A 12,687-nucleotide genomic window follows, 5' to 3' on the forward strand; every position below is an offset into this window, starting at 1 on the left:
GCCGCTGACCGAGGTCAGGCTGCCCGGCAGGAAATCGACGCGCGTCGTGTTGCGGTCGCCGACCAGCAGGTTGCCCAGCGGCACGCGCAGCACGCCGCCTTGCTCGATCACCGCGGCCCCCAGCGCCAGGCGGCCGAAGACCGCGTAGGGCACCGCCGGCGCGGCCTGGCCGTTGCCTTCGATGCGCAGCACGCGGTCGGGCGCATAGGTGCCGTCGCTCAACACACCCGCCTGGACCGAGGCCGAGACGCCGGTGGCCGGATAGATCTGCGCAGCGCGCAGCGTGAGGTCGCCCGAGGTGGAGAGGCCGGTGGTCGCCGCGCCCGTCACGGTGGCCGGCTTGTCGGAGAGGAAGCGCAGGTCGCCTTCGCTGGCGAGCGTGACATGGTCGAAACCACGCCGCTCGATCAAGGGACCGGTCGGCGGGTTCGGATTGCCGGCCTCCGGCGACAGCGGGACGCTGCCGTGGACGCTGCTCATCACGTACAGCGAACGCACGTCGACGAGGCCGGCGCGCACCTCCAGCTGCGCTTCGGAAGTCAGCCCGTCGCCCGTGCCGCCGACGACAAAGCGCCCGCGGGTCGTGTCCTGCGACGAACCCTGCGTGATGCCGGCCAGCCGCACGTAGGGGGCTTCGAGCGTGATGCGCGCATCGTTGCGCGCGCCGGCGGCCAGCCTGAGCGGGCCATAGACCGACAGGCTCTGGCCGAGCCGCAAGCTGGCGTTGTCTTCCAGGCTGATGCCGCCCCCGGTGTACAGCGCGAGGTTGTCGAAGCCGCCCTGCGCGAGGGTGTCCACGCCCAGCCGGCCGTGGCCGTAGACCAGCGCCGCATCGGCCGCGCCGGGGGCCAGCCCGGCCGGCAGGTCCGACGGGCCCTGCTGACCGCCGATCACCAGGTCGCGGTAGCTGCGCACCGCGTTCTCGGCCAGCGTGTACTGCGCCGGGCCGGAACTGATGCGCACCTCGGGCGATTCCAGCGCGACCTGCAGCGTGCCGCCGGCCGCGCCCGCGCCGCCCGCCCGGGCGCGCAGTTCGCCATCCAGGTAGAGGCCGTTGTTCGAGGCCAGCGCAATGCGCCCCCCGCGGCTCGCGACCGCGACCGGGCCGGCATCGCCCATGTCGAGCACCGCCGCGGTGCCCGAGGCATCGAGCAGTGCACCTTCGCGCACGACGATGAAGCCGTTGGCGGCCGTGGCCGAACCGTCGCTTTCCTTGATCTCGCCGCCGATCACGATGCTGCCGCCGTCGCGCACCAGGCCGTAGCGCCGGCCCTGCGCGTCGAGCGCGGTTGCGGGCGTGGCCGACACGTCGATCACTGCCTGTTCGCCGATCCAGATCGAGCGGCTGTGCGCCACGTCCACGGCGCGCTCCTGCTCGATCCGCGTGAGGTCGAGATTCTTGAGCGAGATGCTGCCGCCGTGCGCCTCCAGCCCGCCTTGCAGCGTGAGCTGGCCGACGCTCAGCACCTGGATCGATTGGCCCGCATCGACCGTGATCTGGGCGCCCTGGCCGATCGACATCGACACCTTCGACAGGTCGGCCGCCAGGGTCTGCGCCGTGCCCGCCTGCAGGCTCAGGCTCGCGCCCGCGCGCTGCTTGAGCACGCCCTTGGCGGCATCCTCGGTGTAGAGCGGCGGCGTCCAGACCTGCAGCGCCTGGCCGGCGTCGGCGCCGGTCGCGACGTTCTTGGCTTCAGGCGTCACGCGCAACACCGGCATCGTCACCTCGACCTGCGTGCCCTCGGCCACCACGAGGCCGCGGTCGCCGATCAGTTCGTAGCGGCTGAAACCCTTGTCGAAGAAGTGGCCGGCCAGCACCAGCGTGCCGGGCTCCGCAGCGGGCATGGCGCCCTCGCCGATGCGGATGCGGCCCGTCTCCAGGCTCAGCGTGCCGCCGCCCGTGGTGCCGCCGCCGCGCAGCACGCCGTCGATCGCCAGCACGCCCTCGCGGCCGCCGGTCTCGGCATTCGCCTGCAGCCGGATGTCGCCGCCCTTGCCGCCCTGCTGCGCCTTGCCGTTGGCCAGCAGCGCCGCGCCCGAGGACACGTCGACCACGCTGCCCTCGGCCAGCCGCACGTCGCCGCTGCTGCGGATCGACACGCTGCCGCCGTTGCGCCACGCCATGGCGTGCGTGTCGGCCGCGTCGAGCCACAGGTTGCTCCACAGGCCGCGCGTGTCCAGCGCCGCACCGCTGGCGACCGCCACGCCTGCACGCGTGTCTGCGGGCGTCAGGATGCGGGTGGTGTCGGCAAGGTAGTTGGTGCTGGCCTGCGTGAGCGTGTCGCCCAAGCGGATGCGGCCGCCGTGCGCCGTGAGGTCCGCGTTCACCTCGACCTTGGGGCCGTAGAGCGTGATGTCGCCGCCGTTGCCCAGCGTCAGCGCCGAGTCCACCGTGATCGAGTGCGTGGCCGCGATGCGCACCGCGCCCATCGCGAAGCCGTTGAGCAGCGTGGTGTCCAGGTAGAGCGTGTCCTGGCGCGCGGCCGGCAAGGCCGCCGTGAGGTCGAGGCCGGCGGCGATACGTTCAGCCGTGTCGCCGAGCACCACGTCCTTCACGCCCGCGGTGTCGAGCCGGCGGTGCATCAGGCCGGTGCTCTTGTCGTAAAGCGCGGCGTAGCTGCCGACCACCAGCTGCCCGCCACGCGCCGCCGCATTCTGCGACTGGTTGTAGCCGTCGAGCGCCGCATTCGGCGCCTGCGTCTGGCGCACACCCTGGAAGGTGTCGCCCAAAATGTCACCCTCGATCACCGCGCTCTTCGTCCCGACCACCAACAGGCCGGCATCGCGGCCCACGGTGTAGCCGTTCTCGAGGCGCTGGCGCGCTGCGATCAACGGGCTGTGGAAATACTCGGTGGCCGTGTCGCCCCAGCGTTCGTGGAGATCCTCGAAGCCCTTGTAGAGCCCCGTGTAGCGCAGGTCGCCCGGCGCCTTGTTCAGCTCGTACAGGCGGCCGTCGGCCCCCTTGAGCCAGCTCTGGTTGAGCTTGCCGGTCTGCACGTCCAGCGTGCCGCCCGACAGGTTGATGGTCGAACCCGCCTGCGTGACGAGTTCGCCACCGCCGAAGTTGACCACGCCGCCCTGCGCCATCCATTCGCCGACCGTGTGCCCTTGGGTGCCCAGGTAGCCGCCGACTTCGAGCAATCCGCCGGCCGTGTACCAGCGGTCGCTCTCGTAGCCGTTGGTGCCCTTGGGCACGAACACCAGGCTGCGGCGGTCGATCCACACGTCGTTGCTGTTGAGCGCCTTGCCGTCACGGTTGACCGGCGCATCGCGCTGCTCGTTGCCCTGCACGTTGATCTTGACGTTGTTGCTCTCCATCGTGAGCTGCACGCCCACCGCGCCCGCGACGTCGATCACCGCGCCGTCGCGCACCAGGCTGCGCCCGGCCGCCTGCACCGCCACCTGGCCGCCCGTGGCCAGCGTGAGTGAATCGCTCTGGAAGTCGACCGTGCCGCCGCTGGTGATCTCCACGCGCGAGAGGTCGCGACGGTCGTTGCCGGCATTGATGAGGTTGCCGCCCGGGTCCACGGCCGGCGTCACCAGGCCCGCGCGCTGGCTGTCGAGCGCCGAGGCGCCACTGGTGTCGAGCAGGATGGCGGTGGTGCTGCCCGCGCCCAGGGTCACGGCGCCGCGGGTGCCGAGCGCGTTGAGATGCACCGTGCCGCGCGTGTTGACCGTGGTGCTGGACAGCACGACGCCGTCCTGGTGCACCTCGCGGCCCGCGAGCGTGACGTCGCCCGTGGTCGCCGCGATCAACCCGGTGTTGACCACCTTGCCGGCGGTGCTGCCGGCGTTCAGCGTCACGAGCGCTTCATTGCCGCGCGTGGTCGAGGCCTGGTTGCCGTCGGTGCCCACGCCCTTGCGGATCGTGAAGCTGTCGCCCGCCGCCAGCAGCGCCTGGCCGCCGGGGGTGGTGATGGCTCCCGCATTGCTGACCTCGCCGCCCATCAGCAGCACATAGCCGCCGCCCTGCGTGGCCGTCTTGGGCACGGGGGTCGCGATGCGCGCACCGGCCTGCACCTCGACCTTGCCCAGCGCGTCCTTGAAGTTGGGCGTGTTGCCCGCGGCGTAGACGCCGTTGGCCTTGAAGCCCGCGTCGTCGAGGTGCGCTGCAGCGGCCACCAGGTTGCGCGTGTCGACCTGGCTCGTTCCGCTGAACACGATGCCGTTGCGGTTGACCACCAGCACCGTGCCGTCGCCCTTGATCTGCCCCTGGATTTGCGAGGGGCGTGCGCTCGGGTCGTTGACGCGGTTGAGCACGGCCCAATCGGCCTGCTGCCTGAAATCGACCGTCGTGTTCCTGCCGACGTTGAAGCTCTCCCAGTTCAGGATCGCCTTGTCCGCGGTCTGCTGGATCGCCACCGTGGTCTTGCCGTCGGCCACGGTCTGCACCGGTGCCTGGGCGTTGGCCCACCCGGCCGTGAGGCTGTGCGTGTCGACCTTCAAACCGCCTTCGGCCAGGCCGTCGGGCACGCCGCCACCGGCCGCGAGCGCCGCCGCGCGGGCGGCAGCCTGCGCCGCCTGCTGCGCCGCGATGCCGCGCGCCGCGAGATGGAGGTTGTCGATCGAGCGCGCGAGCTGCGCATTGGCCTGCTGCTGCTGCGCCTGCGGGTTGGTGAGCATCGACACCGGCTGGCCGTTGGCCAGCCGCCCCGTCGCCGCCACCGTGTTCTGGGTCACGTTCTTCTGCGCCATCCACGCCGGGCTGAAAGCCCGCTGCGCATGGGCCGCATGCATCGCGCCGCCCGCGGCGAGCATCACTGTGAGCGCACGCACCAGCGGCTTCATCCGCCGCACGCGTCGATCGAGGCGTGCAGGAACAGTGGTGGCTGGCTTCATCGGGGCAGGATGACGGGACAACATGACAGATTTCTTTCGAGGGCGAACGAATGGACGAAGATCGTGGCCATCACGCCGCGCATGCGACGGGTGGCCTTGTCCTTAGACGGATGCCGCGCTGGAAAGCTGTACGAATCTGCGCTCGAAAAACGCATGTCACGGGACCGTCATGCAAAGACACGGGAAGCACATGGACACGCCTGCATTCCGAAGGGGTCGTCTGCCTGCGGCATGCAGAATGCAGGCCTGCCACGCTTCACGCCCTGTTCATCTGCAGCCGAAACCGCCTCCGCAGTCCGACCGCGGCCCAGGTGTTTGCGACGACCGACGGTGTAGCGACAGATTCCGCGGGCCTCGCGGCGGATGCCGAATGCCCGATCGGCCCGTAACGGTTGGCCTGGGCCGATGTGATCTTCGTCATGCTTCAACTGCGCGTTGAACCCCTCGAGGAAGCTGCTCAGCCGTTCCAGTACCGGTGCCAACGCTTGACCACCGGCCCAAGCCAGGGAAGGCTCGAATACGGGTACGTCGCAGGAGGCTCGAGTTTCCTGATCACGCCGCGCCTCCCTTCTTCTTGCCCGCGTTCGGTGTCACCACTTCCGGCGCACTCAACGCATAGAACTCATGCAGCTTCGCCGCCAGCATCTCCTTGTCGGGCAACTGCGTCTGGTACTGCGCCACCAGGGCAGGCGAGAGCGTGCGGCTCAGCGCGTATTCCACCACCTCGCTGTCCTTGCTGGCGCACAGCAGCAGGCCGATGGCCGGGTTCTCATGGGACTTCTTCGCGTCGCGGTCCAGCGCTTCAAGGTAGAAATTGAGCTTGCCCAGATGCTCGGGCTCGAAACGCTCCACCTTCAGCTCGATGGCCACCAAGCAATTCAGACCACGGTGGAAGAACAACAGGTCGAGCGCGAAATCCCTGCCGCCCACCTGCAGCGGAAACTCCGAGCCGACGAAGCAGAAATCGCGGCCCAGCTCGCTCAGGAAGTTGCGCAGCTCAGCCAGCAGGCCACGATGAAGATCGGCTTCGGTATGACCTGCGGGCAGGTTCAGGAACTCGACCGAATAGGCATCCTTGAACGCGGCCGAGACAGCCTCGCCGTGAACTTGTGTCAGCGCTGCCGAGACTTTGGGTGGGGTCAGCACGGCCTGCGCGAAGGCCCCCAGGCGAAACTGCCGCTCCAGTTCGCGGCTGCCCCAGCGCTGCTGCGAAGCCATCCGCAGATAGAACTCGCGTTCTTCAGCCCGTTTGGCCTGGGTCAGGATGATGAGGTTGTGGGTCCAGGGCAGTTGTGTCAGCAGTGCTGTCACTTTTTCGTCGCCCCGATAGGTTTCAAAGAACTGCCGCATCCGAAACAGGTTGCGGCGCGTGAAGCCGCGCTGCCCAGGCAGGGTGCGCGCCAGGTGCAACGCCAAGTTGTCCACCACCCCCTCGCCCCACTCGGCTTCGGCGAGCTTGCCACTGATGTATTCGCCGATTCGCCAGTACAGGCCGACCAATTCGGTGTTGACCGCCTGATAGGCCCGCTGGCGGGCTTGTTCGATCAGGCGCACCACGTCGGCGAAGGCTGCCTCCATCCGCGCATTGGCGCCAGCCTCACCGCTCGATTCTTGCGACACCGTCGCAAGCGTCCTTTTGCCAGCCGTCACCTTCTTCTTCATTCACAGGCCCCCTTTATCGTTAGTACACCCAACGGTCCCCCCGGCTTCCTTCTCGATGGCCGGGAACACCACACGCTGCTCGATGACTTACGCGCCGTCAAGCATCCTCTTGACATCGGACACCTCTTGCTTGGCTATTGCCCGGTGCATTTCCGGAAATGTCTCGCACCTGGGAACTGCGCATTCCGCGACCAGGTGAGGACCGGAGGGATCGGAGCTCCCAAAGGTGGCCAAGGTGCTCTTTGCATCGCCCCCACCGGCGCCGCCTTGGACCGGGCACAGCACGCCGACGGCGACAAGCCATCCGTCGCCGGGCCTTCACCCCACGGGCTCCGACATAAGATCAAGCGAGCCCCCCGCCCGCCCATGACCACCCCGCCCTCTCCCCCAGCCACCTCCTTCCTCGCCCAGATCCGCCACATGCTGGACGCACTGCCGCCGAGCGAGCGGCGCCTGGGCGAGTTCATCCTGGACTTCCCCGGCGACCTCGCGAGCTACAACGCCTCCGAGCTGGCCGCGCTGGTGAAGGTGTCGAACGCGACCATGACGCGCTTCATCCGGCGCCTGGGCTACGACAGCTACGAGAGCGCTCGGCGCCATGCGCGGGAAGAGCGCTCGGAGGGCTCGCCGCTGTTCCTCGATTCGCTGCGGCCGGGCGCGCCCGAGGGCTCCATCGAGGCCCACATCCGGCTCGCGCAGCAGAACATCGCCGCCACCTTCGGCCACATCGCCGAGTCCACGGTGGACGAGATCGCCCAGGCCATCGCCAAGGCACGCAGCGTGTGGTTCCTCGGCTACCGGAGCAACCGCAGCTTCGCGAGCTACCTGCGCTGGCAGCTCGCGCAACTGCTGCCGCGCACGCAGGTGATTCCCGGTGCGGGCGAGACCCTGGGCGAGTACGCGATGGACATGGGCGACAAGGATGTGCTCGTCGTGTTCGCGCTGCGGCGCAGCCCGGCGGTCGCGGCCCAGTTCGCGAGCAGCGCCACGGCGGCGGGCGCCAAGGTGCTGTACGTCACCGACCAGCTCTCGCGCACCCATGTGAATGCGCGCTGGGTGATCCGCTGCCACTCGGCGGCGCCCGGACCGCTCGACAACCACGTGGCGCTGATGCTGCTGTGCGATGTGCTGGCAACGCGCGTCATGGAACAGGCCGGCGCGGCGGGCCGCAAACGCCTGTCCGGCGTCGAAGCGGCGCACCAGACCTTCGCCGAGTTGCGCGCCGAAGCCGCGTCCCGCCACCCCGCGTCCTGATCTCCCGAGGCCACCGGTCGCCAACGCCGGACGCGGGTTTCTACGCGTTTTCATGAAAACCAGTTTTCATTGAAACTCTGGCACGAAATCTGCGTTTCACTCACGGGTGACCCGATGGAGGCACCAATGCCGGGCGTTCCGATGAGAGCGCCTCTTCCAAACGTACAAGACCGAGGAGTTTTCATGGCTGGAGAAGCAATCGTTTCTTCGTCCGCACCACAAACCGCCCAGATGCGCCAACTCGAGACGGCGCTGGACGGCATGGGCGTGACGCGGTCGCACAAGAGCATCATCTTTCTGGTGGTCTGCGGTGTGCTGTTCGATGTGTTCGAGCAGAACGCCGTGGGCCTGGTGGGCCCGCTGCTGCGCCAGCAGTGGGGACTGAGCGCCACCGACATCGGCTTCCTCAACACCATCACCTTCATCGCGGCGGCGATGGGCCGGTTGGGCTCGGGTTACTTCGCCGACCGGAAGGGCCGGCGCTTCATGCTCAACGTGAACCTGGCGCTGTTCACCTTCGGTGCGATCCTTTGCGCCACCGCACCGAACTACACCGTGCTGTCGATCGGACGCTTCATCGTGGGACTGGGGCTGGGCGGCGAGATCACGACGGCGGTCACCATGCTGGCGGAGTTCTGTTCGGCACGCTTTCGGGGCACGGCGGTGGGGCTGATCAACGTCGGCGGTGGCGGGCTGGGCAACATGCTCGCGCCCGCCTTCGCACTCGGCGTGTTCGCGATCTTCCCGGGCGACAACGCCTGGCGCTGGCTCTTCGGCTGCCTGGTGCTGCCGGCCATCTTCATCGTGTTCTACCGACGCTTCATTCCCGAGACACCGCGCTTCCTGCTCTCGCAGGGCAAGGTGAAGGAGGCCAACCAGGTGCTGTCGATGCTGGCCGCGGGCCAACTCGCCAACGGCAGCTACCCCTTCCATGAATACATCACGGCCGATGCCGAATCGACCGCGCCACAGCGCAGGGCCACGCGCATCGGCGACATCTTCAGCGGCGTCTATGCGCGCCGGACCATCGCCGTCGGCATCGCCTCGTGGATGACCTTCGGTGCCCAGTTGTCCGTGCTGACGCTGATGCCCACCATCCTGGTGGCGCAGGGCTACTCGATCACCAAGAGCTTCGCCTTCACCATCGTGATGCAGAGCGGCAGCCTGCTCGGCGCGATCGCCGCTTCGGTGCTCGGCTACAACCTGCCGCGCAAGCGCGTGCTGACCTTCGGCGCCATCGCGGCCTGCCTCGCGGGCCTGGCTTTCGGCAACCTGACCGGCAGCGTGGCCTTCGTGCTGATCTTCGGCGCGCTGTTCCAGTTCTGCGTGCTCACCCTGAACACCTCCATCTGGATCTATGCACCCGAGCTCTACCCCACGCGCATGCGCGGCCTGGGCGTGTCCTTCCTGCTGGCGCTCGGCACGGTCGGCGGCGCGTTGTCCCAGCTGGCGGCGGGGAAGATGTTCGACCTGCACGGTGTGGCCGGCATGTTCGGGATGATCGCCGTGATGTATGCGATCTTCGCGGTCGCGGTGCAATTCGCGCCCGAGACCTTCGGCCGATCCATCGAGGGCGGCGACGACGATGCGCCCGCGCTGCCCACGACCTCCCGATAAGCCTCGCCCGGCACCGGACCGCCCATGAAACCCATCGTTCTGCTGATCAACCCGAACACCTCGCGCGAGACGACCGCGATGATGCACCGCCTCGCGCGCCAGGCCTTGCCGCAGACCTTCGCGCTCGAGAGCGAGACCGCCGCGCGCGGCGCGAAGATGATCACCACCGTCGAGGACCTCGCGGTCTCGGTGGCGGAGGTGCTCGCGATCGGCCGGCGGCGCGCCGCCGAGGTCGGCGCGATCGTGGTCGCGGCCTACGGCGACCCCGGCCTGGAGGCGCTCCGAGGCAGCGTGGCGATTCCGGTCTTCGGCATCGGCGAGGCCTCGATGCGCGAAGGCGCTGCGGGCGGGCGCCGCTTCGGCATTGCGACGACCACACCCGACCTGGGCCCGGCGATCACCGCGGCGGTCGAGCGGCTCGGGCTCACCCACTGCTTCACCGGCTGCCGGATTCCGCCTGGCGATCCGCTGGCACTGGCCGCCGACCCCGCATTGCAGGACGCCTACCTGGCCGATGCGGTCGCGCTCGCGATCCAGCAGGACGGCGCGCAAGCGGTGGTGATCGGCGGCGGCCCGCTGTCCGAGAGTGCCGAACGCATCGCCGGCCGCTTTGCCGTGCCCGTGATCTCGCCGGTCGCAGCGGCCATGCGCATGGCGGCCGCGGCGCTGCAGGCCTAGCTTCCAGCTCCTCTGTTCTATCGCGGCCCGCACGGGCCGTGCGGATGCGCACGTCCTCCTTTTTTCTTCTTCATTCACGAACCCACACCATGAACTTCCTTCACAGGCTCCCTTGCGCTGCGGCGCTCCTGCTGCTGGCACTGTCGGTCCAGGCCCAGTCCTCGCGCGGCCTGCCGCCCGGCGGCACGTCGTCGGTCACGCTGTACGGCATCGCCGCGACCGAACTGGTCCATGTCACCAACGTGCGCGAGGGCACGAGCCTCGGCCGCACCACCCGCCTGGAGAACAGCAAGGTGACGGCCTCGCGCCTGGGCTTCATCGGCACCGAGGACCTGGGCGGCGGGCTCTCCGCTGTGTTCAACCTGGAGACGGGCTATTCGCTCGACACAGGCAACCCGTCCAACGCCACGGCCTTCTTCAACCGCAGCAGCTACGTGGGGCTCCGGGGCGGCTTCGGCACACTGACGCTGGGCCGGCACTGGGATCTCGAAGACGACATCCTCGGGCGCTACTTCATCTTCGGCGGCTACGCCGCCTTCCAGTTCGCCGAGTTCGCAGGCCTCAGCGAAACGCTCCCCAACTCGGTCAAGTACGTGTCGCCGAACTGGGGCGGCGTGACGCTGCGCGGGCTCTACGCACTCGGCGAGGGCACGACCGGCCACGTGTCGGAACTGGCCGCCAACTACGCGGCCGGCGGCCCGTTCGAGGCGGGTGCGACCTGGCGCGTCCAGCACGACGCGCAAGGCCGCGCGACCCGGTTGGCAACGGTCGGCGCGAGCTACCTGTTCCAGCCCGGCGCCACGGGCAGCTGGCGCCTGCATGGCGGCTACGCGACCAGCACGCCCGACGCGGCCATCGGCACGCCGAAGGTCGCGGCCTACGACATCGGGCTGGTCTGGACGCCGCCGAAGCTCGCACTGAACCTGACACTCGACTACGTCGCGCGCGACCAGAAGGGCACGCCGAACGACAGCGCCTTCGTGCGGCTGGGCGCGGAGTACTTCCTGTCGAAGCGCACCACGTTGATCGCCAACCTGGTGCGGCTGCAGAACGAGGGCACGGCGAGCCAGCGCCTCTACGGGCTCGGCGCGGCGGGCTACGATCAGAACGTCTACAGCGTCGGCCTGCGGCACGCGTTCTAGGGACTGTTCACACCAGGCTGCTACGATGCCTCCGCCGGGAAAACAGCCTCCCGGCCTGCAAAGCAAGACGGTGTCCCGTCCAAGCGCTGGAGACCCTTCGGAGCCGTCCGTGGACACTGCATCGCCCTCTGCCCCGCCCTCAGCGCCTGCGGCCTCTTCCGCCCCCCTCGAGCCCATCACCTTTGCCGAGGCCCTGCGCTTCTGGCTGAAGCTGGGTTTCATCAGCTTCGGTGGCCCCGCCGGGCAGATCGCGATCATGCACGCCGAACTGGTCGAGCGTCGGCGCTGGATCAGCGAGAAGCGCTTCCTGCATGCGCTGAACTTCTGCATGCTGCTGCCCGGCCCCGAGGCACAGCAACTGGCCACCTACATCGGCTGGCTGATGCACCGGACGCGCGGTGGCATCGCCGCCGGCGCACTGTTCGTCCTGCCATCGCTGTTCATCCTGATCGCGCTGTCGTGGGTCTACCTTCGCTTCGGCGACGTGCCCGTGGTCTCCGGCATCTTCTACGGCATCAAGCCGGCGGTCACCGCACTGGTGCTGCACGCGGCGCATCGCATCGGCAGCCGCACGTTGAAGAACCGATGGATGTGGGGCATCGCCGCGGCCGCATTCGTCGCGATCTTCGCGTTCGACACGCCGTTTCCGGCGATCGTGCTGGCGGCCGGCGTGCTCGGCCACTTGGGCGCGCGATGGGCGCCCGCGGTGTTCTCGCCCGGCGGCGGCCACGGCCGCGTCCCGGCGCACTACGGCCCGGCATGGATCGACGACGACACGCCCACGCCGCCCCATGCACGTTTCTCGCGCACGCACCTGGTCAAGGTGCTGGGCATCGGCGCGGGCCTCTGGCTGCTGGCCATGGGCGCGCTCGTCGCGGTCCAGGGCGTGGACGGCACGCTCACGCAGATGGGCTGGTTCTTCACCAAGGCGGCGCTGCTGACCTTCGGCGGCGCCTATGCGGTGCTGCCTTACGTGTACCAGGGGGCGGTCGAGCACCATCACTGGCTTTCGGGCGCGCAGATGATCGACGGACTGGCATTGGGAGAGACCACGCCGGGCCCGTTGATCATGGTGGTGGCGTTCGTGGGCTTCGTGGGCGGCTGGCTGAAGCAGGTGCTGGGGCCGGACGCGCTGTTCCTGGCGGGTGCCCTGGCCGCCACCGTGGTGACCTTCTTCACCTTCCTGCCGTCCTTCGTCTTCATCCTGGCCGGCGGGCCGGCCATCGAGGCCACGCACGGCCAGCTGGGGTTCACGGCGCCCCTCTCGGCCATCACCGCGGCCGTGGTCGGCGTGATCCTGAATCTGGCGTTCTTCTTCGCCCAACACGTGCTGTGGCCCCAAGGTTTCGGCGGCCACTTCGACGCCGTCTCGGCAGCGATCGCCGTGGCTGCGGCCATTGCCCTGTTCCGCTTCAAGGTCGGCGTGCTGCCGCTGCTCGGCGGATGTGCGGCCGTGGGATTGGCGGTCACCCTGCTCCTCCCGGCGATGCGCTGA

The 12,687-nt window shown here is 68.9% G+C and carries 7 protein-coding genes; 5 read left to right on the forward strand and 2 right to left on the reverse strand.

Annotated features, from left to right (window positions below; translation table 11 throughout):
- Both ACSFBC_RS20760 and ACSFBC_RS20765 read right to left on the reverse strand, forming a co-directional pair.
- Positions 1 to 4,839 (reverse strand): two-partner secretion domain-containing protein (locus ACSFBC_RS20760; protein ID WP_435512255.1); only part of this gene is annotated, 4,839 nt, incomplete at its 3' end.
- A gap of 552 nt (positions 4,840 to 5,391) precedes the next feature.
- Complete coding sequence (locus ACSFBC_RS20765; RefSeq protein WP_435512256.1) at positions 5,392 to 6,501, reverse strand: PDDEXK nuclease domain-containing protein; 1,110 nt, start codon at positions 6,499 to 6,501, stop codon at positions 5,392 to 5,394.
- A gap of 366 nt (positions 6,502 to 6,867) precedes the next feature.
- On the opposite strand from ACSFBC_RS20765, the gene ACSFBC_RS20770 reads away from it, so the two are divergent.
- The 5 genes from ACSFBC_RS20770 to chrA all read left to right on the forward strand — a co-directional run bounded on the left by ACSFBC_RS20770 (position 6,868) and on the right by chrA (position 12,687).
- Positions 6,868 to 7,755, forward strand: a complete 888-nt coding sequence (locus tag ACSFBC_RS20770; RefSeq protein ID WP_435512257.1) for a MurR/RpiR family transcriptional regulator — start codon at positions 6,868 to 6,870, stop codon at positions 7,753 to 7,755.
- A gap of 183 nt (positions 7,756 to 7,938) precedes the next feature.
- Positions 7,939 to 9,372: an MFS transporter gene (locus ACSFBC_RS20775; RefSeq protein WP_435512258.1), complete on the forward strand. Its 1,434-nt coding sequence runs from the start codon at positions 7,939 to 7,941 to the stop codon at positions 9,370 to 9,372.
- Between the two features lie 24 nt (positions 9,373 to 9,396).
- Positions 9,397 to 10,050 carry an aspartate/glutamate racemase family protein gene (locus ACSFBC_RS20780; protein WP_435512259.1) on the forward strand — a complete coding sequence of 218 codons (654 nt, stop codon included), beginning with the start codon at positions 9,397 to 9,399 and terminating at the stop codon, positions 10,048 to 10,050.
- 89 nt (positions 10,051 to 10,139) lie between these two features.
- Positions 10,140 to 11,192, forward strand: a complete 1,053-nt coding sequence (locus tag ACSFBC_RS20785) for a porin (protein ID WP_435512260.1) — start codon at positions 10,140 to 10,142, stop codon at positions 11,190 to 11,192.
- A 109-nt stretch (positions 11,193 to 11,301) separates the two neighbouring features.
- On the forward strand, positions 11,302 to 12,687 hold the full coding sequence (chrA, locus tag ACSFBC_RS20790) for a chromate efflux transporter (RefSeq protein ID WP_435512261.1): 1,386 nt from the start codon (positions 11,302 to 11,304) through the stop codon (positions 12,685 to 12,687).

The organism is Variovorax frigidus (genome assembly GCF_051216515.1).
Taxonomy (GTDB): Bacteria; Pseudomonadota; Gammaproteobacteria; order Burkholderiales; family Burkholderiaceae_C; genus Variovorax.